Source organism: Draconibacterium sp. (assembly GCF_041583095.1).
GTDB lineage: Bacteria > Bacteroidota > Bacteroidia > Bacteroidales > Prolixibacteraceae > Draconibacterium.
Genome location: NZ_JBFHGM010000030.1, coordinates 1 through 19490, shown reverse-complemented (window position 1 = coordinate 19490; position 19490 = coordinate 1). Strand labels below are relative to the sequence as shown.

Annotated in this window: 13 protein-coding genes; 10 read left to right on the top strand and 3 right to left on the bottom strand. The window is 42.3% G+C overall.

All coding sequences use genetic code 11. The annotated features are described in order from the left end of the window. The first annotated feature begins 45 nt into the window (after positions 1-45). The 10 genes from ABZB17_RS04745 (at position 46) to ABZB17_RS04700 (ending at position 13971) form a co-directional block, all read left to right on the top strand. Positions 46-1443: a DUF1080 domain-containing protein gene (locus tag ABZB17_RS04745; RefSeq protein ID WP_372648341.1), complete on the top strand. Its 1398-nt coding sequence runs from the start codon at positions 46-48 to the stop codon at positions 1441-1443. A 47-nt stretch (positions 1444-1490) separates the two neighbouring features. Next, a complete protein-coding gene (locus ABZB17_RS04740; RefSeq protein WP_372648340.1) occupies positions 1491-2903 on the top strand; it encodes a Gfo/Idh/MocA family oxidoreductase in 1413 nt (470 codons plus the stop codon). Positions 2904-2986: 83 nt separating this feature from the next. Further along, entirely contained in the window at positions 2987-4051 is a 1065-nt protein-coding gene (locus ABZB17_RS04735; RefSeq protein WP_372648339.1) for a family 43 glycosylhydrolase, read from the top strand. A gap of 13 nt (positions 4052-4064) precedes the next feature. Next, on the top strand, positions 4065-5219 hold the full coding sequence (locus ABZB17_RS04730) for an aldose epimerase family protein (protein ID WP_372648338.1): 1155 nt from the start codon (positions 4065-4067) through the stop codon (positions 5217-5219). A gap of 257 nt (positions 5220-5476) precedes the next feature. After that, the gene (locus ABZB17_RS04725; RefSeq protein ID WP_372648337.1) at positions 5477-6577 is read left to right on the top strand and encodes a glycoside hydrolase family 43 protein; all 1101 of its coding nucleotides are present in this window, start codon (positions 5477-5479) and stop codon (positions 6575-6577) included. 9 nt (positions 6578-6586) lie between these two features. Beyond that, positions 6587-8452 (top strand): glycoside hydrolase family 127 protein, encoded by a 1866-nt coding sequence (locus ABZB17_RS04720; protein ID WP_372648336.1) that lies wholly within the window; start codon positions 6587-6589, stop codon positions 8450-8452. A 16-nt stretch (positions 8453-8468) separates the two neighbouring features. Next, a complete protein-coding gene (locus ABZB17_RS04715; protein ID WP_372648335.1) occupies positions 8469-10025 on the top strand; it encodes a family 43 glycosylhydrolase in 1557 nt (518 codons plus the stop codon). 11 nt (positions 10026-10036) lie between these two features. Further along, positions 10037-11029 carry a glycoside hydrolase family 43 protein gene (locus ABZB17_RS04710; protein ID WP_372648334.1) on the top strand — a complete coding sequence of 331 codons (993 nt, stop codon included), beginning with the start codon at positions 10037-10039 and terminating at the stop codon, positions 11027-11029. A gap of 126 nt (positions 11030-11155) precedes the next feature. After that, entirely contained in the window at positions 11156-12130 is a 975-nt protein-coding gene (locus ABZB17_RS04705; protein WP_372648333.1) for a glycoside hydrolase family 43 protein, read from the top strand. A 26-nt stretch (positions 12131-12156) separates the two neighbouring features. After that, on the top strand, positions 12157-13971 hold the full coding sequence (locus tag ABZB17_RS04700; protein ID WP_372648332.1) for a glycoside hydrolase family 2 protein: 1815 nt from the start codon (positions 12157-12159) through the stop codon (positions 13969-13971). A 526-nt stretch (positions 13972-14497) separates the two neighbouring features. Here ABZB17_RS04700 and ABZB17_RS04695 read toward each other — a convergent pair. The 3 genes from ABZB17_RS04695 to ABZB17_RS04685 form a co-directional block, all read right to left on the bottom strand. Then, a complete protein-coding gene (locus ABZB17_RS04695; RefSeq protein WP_372648331.1) occupies positions 14498-15517 on the bottom strand; it encodes a family 43 glycosylhydrolase in 1020 nt (339 codons plus the stop codon). Positions 15518-15604: 87 nt separating this feature from the next. After that, the gene (locus tag ABZB17_RS04690) at positions 15605-18271 is read right to left on the bottom strand and encodes a glycoside hydrolase family 76 protein (RefSeq protein WP_372648330.1); all 2667 of its coding nucleotides are present in this window, start codon (positions 18269-18271) and stop codon (positions 15605-15607) included. Positions 18272-18474: 203 nt separating this feature from the next. Beyond that, positions 18475-19490, bottom strand: a 1016-nt coding sequence (locus ABZB17_RS04685; protein ID WP_372648329.1) for a SusE domain-containing protein, incomplete at its 5' end; no start/stop codon positions are given.

Below are 19490 nucleotides of genomic sequence, written 5' to 3'. Positions count from 1 at the left end.
TTAGTGAATTAAAATAATATAATGAATATTGTAAAAAAAGAACCAATGAGAGTATTCGTATTATCTGGTTTGCTAGTGGTGCTTTCCTTGTTAGGAAATGCTTATACTAACAAATCATTCAACGAATGGAAACAACTATTCGATGGCAAATCATTAAAAGGCTGGAAAGTATTAAACGGAACAGCCGGGTATAAAATTGAAGATGGTGAGATTATCGGCACCAGTAAAGCAGGTACTCCAAACACATTTTTAGCTACTGAAAAAAACTACGGCGATTTTATTTTGGAATACGAAATGAAAATGGAAGCCGGACTGAATTCAGGCGTTCAAATCCGAAGCAACAGTTTAAAAGATTACAGAGATGGTCGTGTACACGGTTACCAGGTAGAGTGCGACGATTCAGAAAGACGCTGGTCGGGAGGAATTTATGATGAGGCTCGCCGCGGCTGGCTTTACCCGCTGGAATACAACCAGCCGGCAAAAAAAGCATACAAAAACGGCGAATGGAATAAATACCGTGTGGAAGCCATTGGCAATACTATTCGTACCTGGATAAACGGACAGCCGGTTGCCAACCTGGTTGACGACTTAACTGCCGAAGGTTTTATCGCACTTCAGGTACATTCAATCGGAAACAGTACAGAAAAGGAAGGCAAAACCATTCGCTGGAAAAATATCCGAATTAAAACTGAAGACCTGGAAAGCGCCCGCATGCCAATGCCGGAAGAAGTTCGGGAAGTGAGTTATTTAACCAATACGCTTACCAAAAAAGAAAAGAGCAATGGCTGGAAATTGCTTTGGGATGGAAAAACCACAAAAGGCTGGCGCGGAGTAAAACTGGATAACTTCCCGCAACGAGGCTGGCACATTGAAAACGGCACTTTGGTGGTTGAAAAAGCCGATGGTGCTGAATCAGGAAATGGCGGCGATATCGTTACCGAAAAAATGTATAAAAACTTTGTTCTGGAAGTTGATTTTAACCTGACTGAAGGAGCCAATAGCGGAATAAAATATTTTGTACAAGGCAACCTGAACAAAGGAGAAGGTTCGGCAATTGGATGCGAATTCCAGATCCTTGACGACAAAAAACACCCCGATGCAAAAAAAGGAGTGCTGGGCAACCGCACACTCGCATCCCTTTACGATCTGATTCCGGCCAACGGAAGGTTTTATGATCCAAATCTCCAGCAGAAGCGATTTAACGGCATAAACAGCTGGAACAGGGCACGGGTTGAAGTAAAAGGCAATCATGTAACGCATTATCTGAATGGAATAAAAGTAGTTGAATACGAACGCAATACCCAGCAGTGGCAGGCGCTGGTAAACTACAGCAAATACCAGCAATGGGAAAATTTTGGAAATTTTGAAGAAGGCCATATTCTTCTGCAGGACCATGGCGACAAGGTGCAGTTCAGAAATATAAAAATTAAAGAACTGGATTAATTTAAACTAAACTGTAGTACATAACTTTAATCTTAAATCGACTAAAAATGCAAACAAACAGAAGAAAATTTATACGCAATTCGATGCTCGGAATTGGAGCAGTTACTATTGTTCCAAGCCATGTTGTATTTGGCAAACCGGGCCGTGTAATGCCCAACGATAAATTGAACCTGGCTTTTTGTGGAATCGGAAACCGGGGAGGACAAATTCTAAGATCGTTTATGAATACCGGAATGGTAAATAACGTTGCCATGTGCGATACCGATATGGGCGCCAAACATACGCTGGCCTCTATTGAAGCCAATCCAAAAGCAACACAATTTCAGGATTTCCGTGTCATGTTCGATAAGGCAGCGAAGTCGTTTGATGCGGTGGTTGTTGGAACACCTGATTTTTCGCATTTCCCAATCACCATTCTGGCCATGTCGATGGGTAAAGGTGTATATACCGAAAAACCACTGACACGCACTTTCCAGGAATCGGAATTGCTGATGAAGGCAGCCAAAAAGTACGGAGTAGTAACTCAAATGGGTAACCAGGGCCATTCGGAAGGCAACTATTTTCAGTTTAAAACCTGGGTAGAGGCCGGCATCATAAAAGACGTAACCAAAGTAGTGGCACACATGAACAGTGCCCGCAGATGGCATGGCTGGGACACCGGAATGACTTCATTCCCGAAAGCCGAGCCAATTCCTGAAACCCTGGATTGGGACACCTGGTTGGGCACAGCGCAACACCACGATTACAACAAAGATTTTATAAACGGACAATGGCGTTGCTGGTACGATTTCGGAATGGGAGCGTTGGGCGACTGGGGCGCTCATATCATCGATACTGTTCATGAATTTTTGGACCTGGGCTTGCCTTACGAGGTTGATCCGGTAAAAATTGAAGGACACAATCCGCTGTTTTACCCGCAGTCTACCACGCTCGATTTTAAATTCCCGAAACGAAAAGGAATGCCGGCGCTCACAATAAGCTGGTACGACGGGGTAAACAACCAACCCGAACTGCCCGATAATTACGGAAAATCGGAACTGGCAGAAGGAATTCCTGCAGCAAGTACCGGTCAAATTGAAACGCGAAAACTGAATCCGGGAAAAATCATTTACAGCAAAGATTTGGTTTTTAAAGGAGGTTCGCACGGAAGTACTTTATCGATACTGCCATCGAAAAAAGCGGAAAAAGTGATGCAGAATCTGCCGGAAGTACCCAAAAGTCCATCCAGTCATTTCGAAAACTTTGTACTGGCATGTAAAGGCGAAGAGAAAACACGCTCGCCATTTGAGGTTTCCGGGCCGCTGAGCCAGGTATTTGTTTTGGGAACACTGGCGCAACGCCTGAATACCACACTGAAATTTGATCGCGAGAGCAAACAGATCACAAACAGTTCGCTGGCAAACGATTTATTGCAAGGCCCGCCTCCACGTAAAGGTTGGGAAGAGTTCTATCGTTTGTAATCAATTTCATTTATCAGTATAGAAAGTAATATCATAAAAACGGGGAGGCATACTTGTAGGCCTCCCCGTTGAAATAATAAAAAATGCAGTTTAAAATTTTTATAACACTAATTTTGCTGGTGGCACTTTGTGCCTGCGCTAAAAGCGAAAACTTACCAAAAGATTCGGTCGAAACAACTTTTACTAATCCCGTTTGGAACGGTGCCGATCCGTGGCTGGTAAAACAGGGCGAGGACTATATTTACTGTTTTTCAAGAAACAACGGAATTGCTGTTTCCAGTTCTAAATTAATGACCAAAAGAGAACCGGCAAAAACCATTTGGGAAGCCCCATCAACAGGATGGAACAGCAACTGTGTATGGGCTCCGGAAATTCATTTTATCAATGGCCATTGGTATGTTTATTATGCCGCAGGCGTTTCAGGGCCACCTTTTATTCATCAGCGAGCAGGGGTTTTGCGCTCGGTAAACGATAATGTTTATAGTGAATATGAAGATATGGGGATGTTGAATACTGGAGACAATCCTGAGGATAGCTCAAAAAACATTTGGGCTATTGATATGACCGTGCTGGAACATAATGATAAATTGTATGCAATTTGGTCGGGATGGTTGGAACAAAGGGACACCGATGCCACACCGCAGCACCTTTTTATTCAGGAAATGGAGAATCCTTACACCCTGAAAGGAAAGCGTGTTTTGCTTTCGTCGCCCAAAGAAAGCTGGGAAACCGGTGGCCCGTTGAATTTAAACGAAGGGCCTCAGGTTTTAAAACATGATGATCAGATATTTATCATTTATTCCTGTCGCGAATCGTGGCTGAAAGAATACCGTCAGGGAATGTTACAGCTAAAAGATTCTGGCGCCGATCCGCTTGATCCTGAAAGCTGGGTTAAAACCGGTCCGGTATTCGAAGGAAATGATTCAGTTCACGGAGTGGGGCATGTTTCGTTTGTTAAGTCGCCTGATGGCACTGAAGACTGGATTATTTACCACTCGAAAAAAACAACAGAACCCGGGTGGGATCGCGATGTGCGGATGCAGCCTTTTACATGGAATGCCGACGGAACACCTGATTTTGGCGAAGCTGTTAAGGCTGGCAAACCGCTGCAGCGTCCATCGGGAGAAGTAGAAATAGAACAAAATTAGATAAACAAATAAAATGAAATCAAGAAACCTATTTATTGCACTTGTTTTGGCAACACTTGCTGTTGCCTGTAACCAAAAACCTGCAGAGCAATTGATCTGCGGAAGTCTTAAAGAAGCTGATTTTAAAGATACAATCGGTGGTAAAGAAACCGGTTTGTACGAGTTGAAAAACGGAGATATCACCATGGCTGTAACCAATTATGGTGGTCGTATTGTTAGTTTGCTTGTGCCCGGAAAAAACGGAGAAATGGCTGATGTGGTTCTCGGATTCCCGTCAATCGATGCTTACCTTAACGCCAAAGAAGTATTTCACGGAGCATTAATCGGTCGTGTTGGAAACCGTATTGCAAAAGGTAAATTCTTGTTGAATGATGTAGAGTATACCTTGCCAATTAATAACGATCCTAATCATTTACACGGTGGTCCTGAAGGATTTCACAATGTAATTTGGGATGTAAAAGCAGTAAACGACACCTCAATTGTTCTCAGCTATTTATCGAAAGACGGCGAAATGGGCTATCCCGGAAATCTGAATACAGAAGTAACTTATACGCTTACACCGCAGAATGAGGTTAAAATGGCCTACAAAGCCACAACCGATAAAAGTACACCGGTGAATTTAACCAATCATGCCTTTTTTAACCTGAAAGGTGAAGCCAACGGAACGATCAATGATCACCTGTTGACCATCAATGCCGATAAGTTTACGGCCGTAGATTCAACATTAATTCCATTTGGTGAGAACGTGCCTGTCGAAGGAACACCATTCGATTTCAGAAAAGCAAAAGCAATTGGTGCTGATTTGGCATTGCAAAGCGAAAACGAACAGTTCCAAAACGGTTTAGGCTACGACCATAATTTTGCACTGAATAAAACTGTTGATGGCGAAATGTCGTGGGCAGCAACCGTTGTTGAGCCGGCAAGCGGAAGAAAGATGGAGATATTTACGAAAGAGCCTGGCATTCAATTTTACGGCGGAAACTTTATGGATGGAGCAGATACCGGAAAATACGGAAAGACCTTTGATTTTCGTGAGTCGTTCGCTTTGGAAACACAACATTTTCCTGATTCACCAAATCAGCCTGCTTTCCCGTCAATTATTTTAAATCCGGGAGAAACTTATTCCACAGCCAGTATTTACCGCTTTAGTGTAGCGGATACTCAATAAGAATTTAGAAAATTAATCGATTCAAAAAGGGAATACTTTTACCTGCCCAAAGCCAAAAATCCATCAGGGAAGAATCCGGTTTCGGGCAGGTAATTATTGCCAATGGCCTGAATTTGATTATTTTCGTAATGTATACTAAAACTAACAACCTTTCAGTTGCAGTAGCCCGAAGAAAGAAGATCGTAAACCACGAAACCGGGTTCATTCAATGGAAGTTTGAATGGTGGAAATTTTTAACTTAAAACCACATACCTATCATGAAACAGAATCGTTTTCACAACTTTTCTCTTATTTTGTTATTCCTGCTAACGACATTTTTTACTGCTTGTCAGTCGGAGAAAGCGCAACTTAAAATCGAGAATCCTTTACCCGTTGAATTTGGAGATCCATACATTTTTAAAGCATCAGATGGAATCTACTATATGATTGGAACGGGCGGAGTAAAAGACGGTTTTAAAATGTATTCTTCTGCCGATTTAAAATCGTGGAAAGATGAAGGCCGTATATACCAGGGAAATACTTCCGACTCGTGGAATATTGCCAATTTTTGGGCTCCTGAGTTGTACGAAAAAGACGGCAAATTTTACCTGCTGTTTAGTGCCGACTGGCGCGAAAATCCTACCAACGAATTAGAAAATTTCCGAATTGGTGTGGCGGTGGCCGATAATCCAACCGGACCATATACCGATTTATTTGATCGTCCGATATTTGATCCGGGCTACCCGGTAATCGATGGTAATCTTTGGTTCGAAAACGATAAAGTTTACCTGTATTATTCGCGTTGTTGCTATAAAAATCCTGTTGAAAGCGAAGTGGCCGACTGGGCACGCGAAAAAGGAATGTTTGACGAGATTGAGGAAAGCTGGGTTTACGGCGTTGAACTGAATCCCGATTTTTCGGGAATTATTGGCGAACCAAAACTATTGTTGCGTCCGCCGTTAAAAATGGACGATCAGCAAGCCGAATGGGAAAGCCGTTCGGTAACATCGGGCGAGGTAAACCGCCGTTGGACCGAAGGATCGTACTTGTTTAAAAATGAAGATACCTACTATATTATGTATTCGGCCAACTATTTTGGCGGTAAAAATTACGCAGTGGGTTATGCCACTTCCGATTCGCCACTGGGGCCTTTCCAAAAAGCCGATAACAACCCGGTTTTGCAAAAAAATGTTGAGCAGGGTGGTATTGTAACCGGAACCGGACACAACTCGGTAACGGTAGCGCCTGATGGAAAAACAATGCTTTGTGTTTACCACGGAAGAACATCGGAAACTGGCGACGAACGGGTTGTTTTTATCGATCCGATGGAAATTACTGCCGATGGAAAATTAGTTGTTCACGGACCAACAACAAAATAGAAATAATTGATGAAGAGCTTTTGGAAAATAACAGTTCTTTCACTGATCGTTGTATTTTCAGCCTGTAAGGAAACTGCTCTCAAATATAGTGCGCAGCCGGTGCCTTTTAACCAGGTTAAAATCACCGATCAGTTTTGGAGTTCTCGTTTGCAGGCGCATGCTCATGCGACACTCGAAACTTGTATCGCGCAAACTCAGGATTCAACCGAACGCATCAATAATTTTATAAAGGCTGCCGGATTAATGCAGGGCGGACACGAGGGGATTTATTTCGACGATTCTGATGTTTATAAAGCGATGGAAGGTATAGCTTATTCGCTGATTAATAATCCAAATCCGGAGAACGAAGCTTTGCTCGACAGATGGATTGGATATATTGCCAAAGCACAGCAAGGTGATGGGTATTTGAATACATTTTATACACTGAACCATCAGGAGGACAGTTGGACGGATATGGAAAAGCACGAGATGTATTGCGGCGGTCACATGATTGAAGCAGCAGTTGCTCACCATAAAGCAACCGGAAAAAACAGTTTTCTTGATGTAGCTGTAAAATTTGCCGATCATCTGGCAACTGAATTTGGCCCCGGGAAAAAACACTGGGTGGCCGGGCACGAGGAAATAGAGCTGGCATTGGTTAAACTTTATCACGAAACCGGAGATAAAAAATACCTCGATCTTTCGTACTGGTTACTCGAAGAAAGAGGGCATGGTCACGGTAAGGGTGAAATTTGGAATAAGGAACACTGGGGGCCGGCTTATTGCCAGGACGATGTGCCGGTTGCTGAAATTTCGGATATAAAAGGACACGCTGTGCGTGCCATGTACCTGTTTTCAGGAATGGCCGATGTGGCAGCTGAAAAAGATTTACCGGAATACACTGCCGCACTCGAACGTGTTTGGGAAGATGTGGTTGAACGAAATATGTACATTACGGGTGGAATTGGCAGCTCAGGCGATAACGAAGGATTTTCAAACGATTATGATCTTCCGAACAAAGAAGCTTACTGCGAAACCTGCGCGTCAATCGGAATGGTTATGTGGAACAACCGCATGAACCTGTTTTCGAAGGACGCCAAATACATCGATGTAATGGAACGATCGATGTATAATGGTGTATTGGCCGGCATTTCGCTTGAAGGAGATCGTTTCTTTTACGTGAATCCGTTAGAATCGGAAGGTCATCATCATCGCCAGCAGTGGTTTGGCTGCGCCTGTTGCCCAAGCAATGTGTCAAGGTTTTTACCTTCCGTTGGTGGGTATATATATGCCGTTTCCGGGGCAAAGGGAGTATTTGTGAATTTGTATGTGGGCAGCACGGCAACCATGGATGTTAAGCATACAAAACTGGAGCTTATGCAAAACACCAATTATCCCTGGAATGGTAAGATCGAATTGGAAATTCAGCCTGAAATGGAAACTAAATTTCCTGTAAATCTTCGGATTCCGGGCTGGTGTAAAAGTTTTTCCCTTTCAGTAAATGGCCAAAAGCAAAATGCCGCCAAACAAGAGAACGGTTATGTTGCTTTGGAAAGAAGTTGGAAAAAGGGAGATAAAGTAGAACTGAATCTCGACATGCCGGTTGAAGTTGTAGCTGCCGATCCGCGGGTAACAGCAAATGTTGGAAAACGTGCCATTCAGCGTGGCCCTTTGGTTTATTGTGTGGAAGAAAACGATCAGGCCAATAAAAACTGGAACGATCTTCAATTGACGGATGCCAGTACTTTTCAAACCGCTTATGCTTCAGGTATTTTGGATGGTATGGTTGAAATTCAGGGAAGAACCGGTGAAGAGAATTTTACGCTGATCCCGTATTTTGCCTGGGACAACCGCGAAGCAGGAAGAATGAAAGTTTGGCTCGATTACAATGAATAGTTTAGAATAAACACTGATGATAAAACATATTTTAATTTTGGCAGTTGCTGCCGTATTATTTTCCTGTGCCTCGCTGCAAAAAGAAAAGGAGCAGGTATATTATAAAAATCCGGTGATTAAGGGAGATTTGCCCGATCCGTCGGTTATTAGGGTAGGAGACAAGTATTATGCCGTTGGCACCACCAACGATTTTGCTCCGGTATATCCCTTGTTCGAATCAACCGATTTAATCAACTGGACAAGTATCGGAGCCGTTTTTAATGAGCCGCCCGCATGGGCGTCGGAAGATTTCTGGGCACCCGAACTTTACTATCACAACGGTACATTTTTCGTGTATTACACCACCAAACGAAAGGATACCGGAATTGCCTGTATCGGTGTGGCAACTACAACAGATATTCACGAAGGGTTTACCGATCAGGGGATTATAATTGAATGGGGCGACGAAGCCATTGATGCTTTTATTTTTAAAGATGACGATGGAAAATTATACATTACCTGGAAAGCATACGGACTGACACCCGACCGCGAGATTCAGATTTTAGCTTCGGAACTAAGTGATGACGGTTTGAGTTTAGTCGGTGAACATTTTTCCCTCACCGATCAATCAAAAGGTTGGCAAGGCTCGGGACATGAAGGACAATGTTTGATAAAACGAAACGGGTATTATTATATGCTTAATTCGGCCGGAGGTTGTTGCGATAACCGTTGCGATTATCATGTACTGGTAGCTCGTTCCAAAAATCTGAAAGAAGGTTGGGAACAACTGTCGGAACCTATTTTGCAGGGCGGAGAAACCTGGCGATGTACCGGTCACGGAACTTTGGTCGAAACACCCGACGGAAGATATTTTTATATGTATCATTCGTACAATGCCACCGATTTTGAATTTATTGGAAGGCAGGTAATGCTGGATGAAATGTTATGGAATGAGGAAACAGGTTGGCCTTATTTTAAAGGTGGTATGCCATCTGAAATGGCTCTGGTTCCGTTTGAGAACACCATTCAAAAAGTGGATTCTGTTTTTACGGATGATTTTTCAACCGATAAAAATTTATCCGGCTTTGCGTGGGATGTAAAAGGGGTGAAATTCGATTCGAAAATTGATGCCGGCGAGTTGGTAATCAGCACTCAGGAAAGCGGACCAGCATTTTTGGGATTACGTCCTGAAACCGGAAATTACAGTTTAACGTCAGAAGTTATTCCCACAGAAGAGCTCAGCGGAATAGGCATCTACAGCAATCAGGGCCATGTATTGAGTCTGGCCGTGGAAAACTCGAAATTGGTGCTTTATCAAATAAACAAGGGCGAAGAGCAGATTCTTGCCGAGGAGAAACTGAATAATCCTGCATCAGTGTTCCTAAAATACGAAGCTGTATCGGGGCGTTATTTTCAGTTTTTCTGGTCGGAAAATGGCGAAGACTGGATTCCTGTTGCGGTTAACAATGAACAACAAGTTGACGGAACATTTTTGACACAGTGGGGATTTGCTCCACGAGTTGGCTTTGTCAGCCGTGGAAAGGACAAAAGCTCTTTCCGATTTTCAGCATTAGAAATTAAATACAACTATTAATAATTGATATGATGACAATTCGTAAAATTTCAAGTTTATTACTTATTTCCTGTTTTTTAGTATTGTTTCTGAACAGTACAGCTCAAAAAAGAACAGGCAACAATCATAACCCGGTTTTTGAAGGCTGGTATGCCGATCCCGAAGGAATTGTGTTCGGCGATGAATACTGGATTTACCCAACCTATTCGGCACCCTACAACGATCAGGTTTTTATGGATGCTTTCTCGTCAAAAGACCTGGTGACCTGGGAAAAGCATGAGCGAATTATCGATACTACAGAAGTACAATGGGCGTGGCGTGCCATGTGGGCACCGGCCATTATTGAAAAAGACGGAAAGTATTTCCTGTTTTTTGCTGCCAACGATATTCAGAGCGATGAGGAAGAAGGTGGAATTGGAATTGGTGTTGCCGATACTCCGGGAGGACCATTTAAAGATTACCTGGGCAAACCGTTAATCGATAAATTTTATAACGGCGCTCAGCCTATCGATCAGTTTGTTTTTCACGATAAAGACGGCCAGTATTACATGTTTTATGGTGGCTGGCGGCATTGTAACATTGCTAAGCTAAAGGACGATTTTACCGGTTTTGTTCCTTTTGAAGATGGTGAAACTTTCAAAGAAGTTACGCCCGAAGGTTATGTGGAAGGTCCGTTTATGTTTATCCGTAAGGGGAAATATTATTTTATGTGGAGCGAAGGTGGCTGGACCGGGCCGGATTACAGTGTAGCTTACGCTATCGCCGACTCGCCATTTGGGCCTTTTGAACGTGTTGGAAAGATTCTGAAACAGGATCCGGATGTTGCTACAGGCGCCGGACACCACTCGGTAATTCATGTGCCGAATACCGACGAATATTACATCGTTTACCATCGCCGACCACTGGGTGAAACCGATGGGAATCATCGTGAAACCTGTATCGACAGAATGTACTTTGATGACGAGGGATTTATCAAACCGGTAAAAATTACCTTCGAAGGAGTGCAGGCCCGGCCAATAAAATAGAATCTGAAAAATCATAACTTAAACCAATGAGAAAATGACCCGTTCTTTGTCTTGGCCTGATTCTGATTAAGAGTAAAAAAGGATTTGACCATGTATTGTAGAATTAATAATTAAACTACTATTACTATGAAATACAAAATTCCGTTTACTGTAATTATTCTCTTGAATACCCTGGCTCTTCTGGCACAGCCTGAGATGTATTATGGAGACACTTCCCGTGCGGGAAAACCCTTTTCGAAAGATCCACATGTGATCCGTTTCGATGGAAGGTATTTAATGTACACAAGTGCTCCGCCTTCAGAAGGCGGAGATGATGGGATGCAGGGCTGGGAAATAGGAATTGCTGAAAGTACAGACCTTGTTAACTGGGAAAAAATTGCCAGTGTGCCACCATCAGGAGAATTGGAGGCAAAAGGAATATGCGCACCATGTGCACTGGTAGTAAACGATACCGTTCATATTTTCTACCAAACTTACGGCAACTGGAGAAATGATGCAATTTGTCATGCCTGGTCTACCGACGGTATTTATTTTACACGAAATACAACAAATCCCATTTTCCATCCAACGGGAGAATGGACCAGTGGCCGTGCCATTGATGCTGAAGTTTATTCATTCAATAATCAATATTATCTCTATTTCGCCACGCGCGATCCCGATATGCAAGTACAGATGATGGGTGTGGCAGTTTCTCCGCTTAATGGTGGTTTCAAACGTGAAAGCTGGACCCAGAAGTGCGACAAACCAATACTGGCTCCGGAATTTCCGTGGGAAGGAATGTGTACAGAAGGTGCATCTGTAATTCAGAAAGGCGAATGGTTGTATATGTTTTATGCCGGAGCATACAACAACAAACCTCAGCAGGTTGGAGTTGCAAAAAGCCGTGACGGGCTGAATTGGGAAAAATTATCGAATAAACCTTTCCTGACCAATGGTGATCCGGGAACCTGGAATTCAAGTGAGTCGGGGCATCCGCATATTTTTGAAGATTCTGATGGCCGGACTTATCTGTTCTTTCAGGGAAATAATGACAAGGGAAATACCTGGTTTATATCAAAAACGGAGGTCGGCTGGAATGAAAGCGGACCCTATTTAAAATAAATTTTTAAACCAACTAATATTTTAAAATGAAACAAAGATTTATTGTTCTGATTTTTGCGCTTAGCGCATTAACGAGTGTTGCCCAATGGAAGCCGGCGGGCGACAAAATTAAAACCCCATGGGCCGAAAAAATTGATGTAAATAATGTGTTGCCGGAATATCCGCGACCCATTATGGAGCGAGCCGACTGGCAAAACCTGAATGGTTTATGGAATTATGCCATTACAGACGCCGGACAAATGCAACCCGCAAATTTTGATGGCGAGATTTTGGTTCCTTTTGCTGTTGAATCAAGTCTTTCTGGTGTTCAGAAAACTGTTGGCGAAAACAAGGAACTGTGGTATCAACGTACTTTTGAAGTGCCTTCTGCGTGGAAAGGTAAAAAGATACTGCTGCATTTTGGAGCTGTAGACTGGAAAGCAGATGTTTGGGTAAACGACATTAAAGTAGGTTCACACAAGGGTGGTTACGATGCTTTTACGTTCGATGTAACTCCATTTCTCAACAAGTCGGGAGAACAGAACCTGGTGGTAAAAGTATGGGATCCGTCAGACAAAGGTTATCAACCACGAGGGAAACAAGTGAGCCGACCTGAAGGAATCTGGTACACTCCGGTTACCGGAATCTGGCAAACGGTTTGGTTAGAACCGGTAAACGAAAAACACATCACCGATGTTGTAGCTATTCCGAATATCGACAACGGAAGCTTAAAAGTAGATGTGTCGACCGGTGGAACTGTTTATGGCGATTTTTATGAAGTAATATTAAAAGATGGAGACAAGGTTGTTTCAAGCCTGAAAACAGTTGTTGGCGAGCCGGTAGAATTAAGCGTTGCTGATGCAAAACTGTGGAGCCCTGAATCGCCATTTCTGTACGATCTGGAAGTAAAACTCATTAGCAATGGTAAAACCGTTGACGCTGTTGACAGCTACACCGCCATGCGAAAAGTTTCGACAAAGCGCGATAAAAACGGGATTGTACGTCTACAACTAAATAACAAAGATTATTTCCAGTTTGGCCCGCTCGATCAGGGCTGGTGGCCCGATGGTTTGTACACTGCTCCAACTGATGAAGCATTGAAATACGACATCGAAAAAACCAAAGATTTTGGCTTCAACATGATTCGTAAACACGTAAAAGTTGAGCCTGCACGCTGGTACACACATTGCGATGAAATGGGAATTTTGGTTTGGCAGGATATGCCTAACGGCGATCATTCTCCACGCTGGCAAAATCGCAAATATTTTGATGGTGCTGAATTGGTGAGATCAGCAGAATCGGAAGCCAATTTCCGCCACGAGTGGAAAGAAATCATGAACGAGCGCATGTCAAATCCGTCGATTGTATGCTGGGTACCGTTTAACGAAGCCTGGGGGCAGTTTAAAACCGAAGAGATTGTGGAGTGGACAAAAGCACACGATCCAAGCCGCGTGGTAAACCCGGCAAGTGGTGGTAACCACTATCAGGTTGGCGATATACTCGACTTGCATAATTATCCCGGACCCGACATGTATTTAGTAGATGGTAACCGCGCTAATGTTTTAGGCGAATACGGAGGAATTGGCCTGGCATTGGAAGACCACCTTTGGGCAACCGACAAAAACTGGGGCTATGTTCAGTTTAAAAACTCGAAAGAAGTTACTGATAAGTATATCGAGTATGCTGAGCATCTTATAGAACTAATAAAAACAGGTTTTACCGCAGCAGTTTATACACAAACAACCGATGTTGAAGGTGAAATAAACGGTTTGATGACTTATGACAGAAAGGTGATTAAACTGGATGAAGCCCGTTTGCATGAGATAAATCAGAAAGTTATCGATGCTTTAAACGAAAAATAGAATTGGGACAAATTCAGTTTGCGAATAGTCTTTTATTTGTTTTGGAGTTTAACGTTGCAAAAACGTTAAACTCCTTTTTTTTCTGAAAGTCCCCATCATTTATGTGTATTGCCGTTTGAGTTTCGTCCGGAAGAACCATCTGGCTTCGATCTGCTTTCTTCACCGGACGATTTCCCTTTGGTCATTTCATCCCGGCGCTACGCACCGGGTTATTCACATTAGACGCTTCCAGCGTCATAAAAACTTGCAATTGCGACATTGCAGCTCAGTAAACTCGTCTTATCTTTGTAATTCAGTTCAACATCACGAAGGAATAAAATGTGACTAACCTCGGTGAAACCCAGGGTTGATGTGCGGTAATTTAAAGGCGCAATCAGTAAGCTGTTCAACGCACAATCGCTGTATGCGCCTTGTAATCTGACTTTTTTTATGAAATGCTGTTAACAGACTTAACTTTCATTCCTGTTGGTGATTTCCGGGTATCATGAATGTTTTGTTTTACAGACAATTTGATACTATGAAATGTCTATTCAAAAACCGGTAGTGAATTTTCAGATGATGGAGACTGCCCGGTGATTTCCGGCCAGCCATTAACCCAATGAACCTGATCCATTACTAATACACGACCTCTGTTAGGATTTTGTCGTAGGTATGAATGGTAGAAAATCCAGTCGCTTCCTTTGTCGTCGGTAACAATCTCGGAGTTGTGCCCGGTTCCCACAAACTTATCGTTTCCTTTTATAAGAACTTCATAATGGTTTTCCAGCATCGGCTCTCCATTTTTGTTTACATACGGGCCAAACAGATTTTCCGAACGCCCTACAACGGTTCTGTAGCTGCTGTTGGCACCTTCGCAGCATGAGCCGACAGATGCAAAGAGGTAATAATAGTTTCCTCTTTTATGGATGTAGCTTGCCTCAAAAGCCGTTCCCGCCACTTGTCTTGTTGTCGCGGGTTTTATACTCAGTCCGTCATCGTTAAGTTCCTGGCTATAAATTCCAAAGAAACTTCCCCAGAACAAGTATTTTTTTCCATCTTCTTCTATGTAAAAAGGATCGATAGAGTTGTGCACTCCTATCTCGTTGCTTCGAAACAGTTTCCCATGATCCGTAAAAGGCCCTTCTGGTTTTGTGGCTGTTGCAACCCCTATTCCGCAAGTAGATCCACCTCCCCAAACCGACAGAGAATAATACAAAACATACTTCCCGTTAATGTAATTAATGTCCGGAGCCCAGATTCCACCGTTGGGTTCCCAGTTAGGCCGGGTTTCGTTGGTGAAGGCAGTTCCCAGAAGCTTCCAGTCGGTTAAATTGTCCGACCGGAGTATGGGGGTGTTGTGAACATCTTCGGTTGCATACAGATAAAAATAGCCGTCGGCAGCCTTTATAATGGTGGGATCGGGTAGACTTGTCGGTACAACCGGATTATTATAGGTTGTGTTTTTATTCTCATCTGAGGGTTCATCATCTATATTCAAATCGTTTCCGTTTGAACACGCTGTTAGAAAAAGGAATATCATGGGGATTGCAAAAAGGTAGGATCTCATAATTTTTAATTTAGTTGTTTAGCAGAAACCTTTCGTTTCAGCATTATTTAATGCCGAATAAAAGAGAATCAGAAATGTTTGTAAAGTTTATTTTATGAATTTTCTTACAATCCTATTGTCTGTTTTGGTAACAAAGGAGATGAGATACAAGCCAGAAGGTAAGTCGCCTATATCTATTGTAAGAAGATCGTCGTATTTTTTGTTGTTGCTGTAAATCGTCTGACCTTTTACATCAATAATTGTAGTTCTTATGATCTCTTGATTGTTTGGTTTGATTTTAATGAAAGATGTTGCCGGATTCGGGAACACCAGAATATCATCTTCAGCCTCTTCGATTAAATCAGAAATGGCTGTAAGCGGGTTTTTATCGTGTAAAAACAGTTGAGAGTTTGGAACTACTTCTCTTTGCTGCCGGGAACTTTCCCATTCGAGTACAACGTTTGCTCCACCAATATCATCGAAAAACTCTACCTTAATATCGTAGCGCTGACCAGCACTAAGAGTTATCTTACCGGAGTATGTAACATCGTAGTCATTTAGCCACTTGTCAATAATTAATTCGTTGTTTATCCAAACCCTACGTCCATTATCCGATGTAATGTAAAAAGTATATTCACCTGAATATAATGGTTCTATTTTTCCGGTCCATCTTACTGAAAAATAATCGGCAGGAACTTCTGCAGCAGGATATAGTTCTTCCCAATTAAAGTTGACATTCGGGTCAACTCGTTCGAGAAGCATTGTTTCAAAATTCATCCCGTTAAAGTATTGGCCAATCAATCCGTTTGTGTCAGAAACAGGTGATTCTGCTTCAATAAATTTGAAATTATTAATGTTGCAAATGTATCCCGTTCCTTTATATACCAGGTAAATATTTTGCAGGCCTTTCACATTCTCAACAGGACAAGTAATTGTTGTATAATCTGACCAACTACCAGTATTATCAGTTGTGGCAGTTCCTATCAACTCTCCGTTTGGCGCGCCTAACCTTATTTCAATACTATTTCCTGCAGCAAGGCTGGAGATTCTGAACTCAGCAGATATTGCTCCGGTGGTTCCGAAATCGACATTGTAATAAGCTGTATGATATTCGTTCTGAATTCCTCCTAAGCTGGAAGTCTCATCATCAGGTGTAGATTGAACAGCCATAACACCTTTCAGGTAATCAAAATCCTCCGACTCTATTTTTGAATAGGCATCTTTAACCGTTGAAGCTTTAACCGGGCAGTTTATCATTAATGATACAGCTGTAGAAGCATTAAAACCCCGATATTCCAGCGTTTCTTCGGCTCTTTTACTCCATATTGTAGAGATAATATTTTCAGAGTTTCGGTTGTTATAAGCCACCTTAGCATTTAGTTGTAGCCACGGAATAAAATTTGGACGATTACAGTCAACCACATATTTACGCGCATAACGCATTAAAATTCCTTTAAATCCATCTAAGTCGGGGCCTTCTTCGTACCAGATCACGCTTGAATGAAACATGTTTTCTTTTGTATACCTGGCTATCCGATCGGCAAATTTTAAGTAAGTTGGGTCTTTTGTATAATTGTAAAGCATAACCGATGCTCCAAGGTAAGTTCCTTGATTATAAGTAGAACTCCAGTAATTTGTTGCACCGTCGCCATTGGAATTATAGCTGTCGTACACTTCCCCTGTTTCGGGTACAAATAAGTTGTTTTTCGACCAATTATATAATTTAACCGCCTTTGTATAATAATCATTGTTGTTTGTTGCTTTGGCTAAATAGCAGCAGGCAACCATCGCCGGACCATTTATACACGAATTGGTTCCGGGTACGCCCATTTTCCATGTCAGCCAGCTACCGTTGGCATGAATGGCACGATCATACATTTTATCGAACTGGTCTTTTGCTTTGTTTATGTAGGTTTGGTTATTTAAAATTATTCCTGCCCGCACGCAAGCTAAAACCATCCAGGTAATGTCGTCGTTAAAGTCATTCCACATCCAGTCGTGGCCATATTTTGTAAGAACCTGATTATACATCTCGCTAAACATGTTCGCATATTTTAGGTTTCCAGTCACTTCATAGGCATCAACAACTATCTCCATCATTTCAGCCACTCCCCAAAAACCTTCATTGGGAATTATTTCATCCCCTGTCCGCGAATCGTAATATTTTTCTTTCCACGCAGCAAAAATCTTGTCTGCAATTTCAAGTGTTGGCGCTGCCTGGCTATTTTCCTGTAGCTCAAAAAGCCAACTTTCTCCATCTCCTCCGGCTGATTCCTTTAATTCAACATTTGAACCATCGATGGTTTCTGTTCCTGCAACAGACAGCGCAAAATTTGAGTCCGATGCGCATTTTATCGAAAAAGTGCCATCTGTATTTTCATCAATCTGCCACCAAACTGTAGCATTGTTTGTATTTGCATATTGATCTACGTTTAGCTGGTTCTCCGGGGTAGTTCCTTCCATGTGAAGTAATTTACCACTTGCTACGTTGGTAAGGGTGAATTGATTGTCGCTTACAGCAGTTAACCGCCATCTCTGTGCATCAGAATCTGTATCTGTCCAAATACAAACATTGGCGTTATCGGCCATTTCGGAATTAAGCACATCAAGTACTTTTCCCGATGCCTTTGAAGTAATTTTATATGTACTACCGGAACTAATTGTGGTGGATGAGGTGTTCTCGCTACTGTTTGCTGCATCCGGGTTGGCGGTTTGCAGATGATAATCATGTGTGTTATCTGCTGCAACGGTAATTACAGGAGAATTGTGAGCCATACCTTTTACTTCGATAGAAAATATGGACAGCCAAAAAAGAATTGCTATTGAAAATAGTAATTGCTGAGGTTTCATGAAATCTTAGGTTATAGGTTTGTTAGGTATAATTAAATCGAAAGAAGTACTTAAAGTACTTCCTTCGATATTTAACTTATATGAATGTTTCTTGCTCACTTGAAGCAAGGGAGAAGAATAGATTTTATCTACCGTTTCTCGAGCGTAATTGTTTCGTTCAGTGCATCGATTGTTACAATGGCGGGGCCGGCTTGTTCTTCTGTAACCCACCATTTTAGGTCGTCGCCATAACCGGCAGGCGTCGCCTGAATACGATTATCGTCCCATATATTTGCGTTGGCAACTATAGGGCGAAGGAAAGGACATCCCCAACCTGCACTTTGATCGTTGTACGGCAGTTTGAAATCATTGTTGGCCTGCATAGTACACTCAAGAGTGAAAATGCTTGGATTTCTTGGATCCCAGCTAAACTCGGTTGAAGATGGCATATTCCATGCAACACCAATTCCGGTACCTACGGCCCAAACATGACTAAATCCTTTATAACCAAAAATGATTTCGTTATCCGCTTTGTTTAAAATAATGGAGTACAAACCAGACTTGGTTACGGTAAATTCCATATCAGAACTACTGTTCGTTGAATTCTGCACTAACTCGGTAGAACTTGCTCCCATACTCCATGAGCCTTTATCCTCAACCAAAGAATTTACGAATTTAAAGGTTCCAATCTGTAGATTTCCTTCCCACTGATATTTATTACCGATATCTTTGCCTTCGATAATTTCAGTTAGCTTAATGCCATGACTGATTTCCGATCCTTTTGGGTTAGCAGAACCAACCAGATACAGATTTACCGGAGCGATCTCGAAAGTAGTTACCAACACCTTAGTGGTTGAGATTTCAGGTTTAACAAAATAATCTCCTTCTGATGAGGCAATTATTTCGGCTTCAATCTCGGTGCTGCTTCCGTAGTTTACTCCAAGCCCGTAAAGCATTGCATTTAAATCGAAATGCGAAATGCTGTATTCCGAAACGCCTGCATCTAATTCAATTTTATCGATGGCGTTGGTAAGCCCGGGCAGTCCCAGCTTAAAGTAGTAGGTTATAGTACCATTGTTTGCGCGTTCCTGTGCCGGATCCCAGCTGAATGTAATGGCGGGTTCATTCATTAAATCCTGTGATAGGGTAATCTCCTCAACGCTGG

What these genes read in the sequence shown, in the direction of transcription:
- ABZB17_RS04695 (WP_372648331.1), bottom strand. Translation starts at nt 15,517, where the DNA reads ATGAGATCCTACCTTTTTGCAATCCCCATGATATTCCTTTTTCTAACA.
- ABZB17_RS04705 (WP_372648333.1), top strand. Translation starts at nt 11,156, where the DNA reads ATGAAATACAAAATTCCGTTTACTGTAATTATTCTCTTGAATACCCTG.
- ABZB17_RS04710 (WP_372648334.1), top strand. Translation starts at nt 10,037, where the DNA reads ATGACAATTCGTAAAATTTCAAGTTTATTACTTATTTCCTGTTTTTTA.
- ABZB17_RS04700 (WP_372648332.1), top strand. Translation starts at nt 12,157, where the DNA reads ATGAAACAAAGATTTATTGTTCTGATTTTTGCGCTTAGCGCATTAACG.
- ABZB17_RS04715 (WP_372648335.1), top strand. Translation starts at nt 8,469, where the DNA reads ATGATAAAACATATTTTAATTTTGGCAGTTGCTGCCGTATTATTTTCC.
- ABZB17_RS04720 (WP_372648336.1), top strand. Translation starts at nt 6,587, where the DNA reads ATGAAGAGCTTTTGGAAAATAACAGTTCTTTCACTGATCGTTGTATTT.
- ABZB17_RS04735 (WP_372648339.1), top strand. Translation starts at nt 2,987, where the DNA reads ATGCAGTTTAAAATTTTTATAACACTAATTTTGCTGGTGGCACTTTGT.
- ABZB17_RS04725 (WP_372648337.1), top strand. Translation starts at nt 5,477, where the DNA reads ATGAAACAGAATCGTTTTCACAACTTTTCTCTTATTTTGTTATTCCTG.
- ABZB17_RS04740 (WP_372648340.1), top strand. Translation starts at nt 1,491, where the DNA reads ATGCAAACAAACAGAAGAAAATTTATACGCAATTCGATGCTCGGAATT.
- ABZB17_RS04745 (WP_372648341.1), top strand. Translation starts at nt 46, where the DNA reads ATGAGAGTATTCGTATTATCTGGTTTGCTAGTGGTGCTTTCCTTGTTA.
- ABZB17_RS04690 (WP_372648330.1), bottom strand. Translation starts at nt 18,271, where the DNA reads ATGGCTCACAATTCTCCTGTAATTACCGTTGCAGCAGATAACACACAT.
- ABZB17_RS04730 (WP_372648338.1), top strand. Translation starts at nt 4,065, where the DNA reads ATGAAATCAAGAAACCTATTTATTGCACTTGTTTTGGCAACACTTGCT.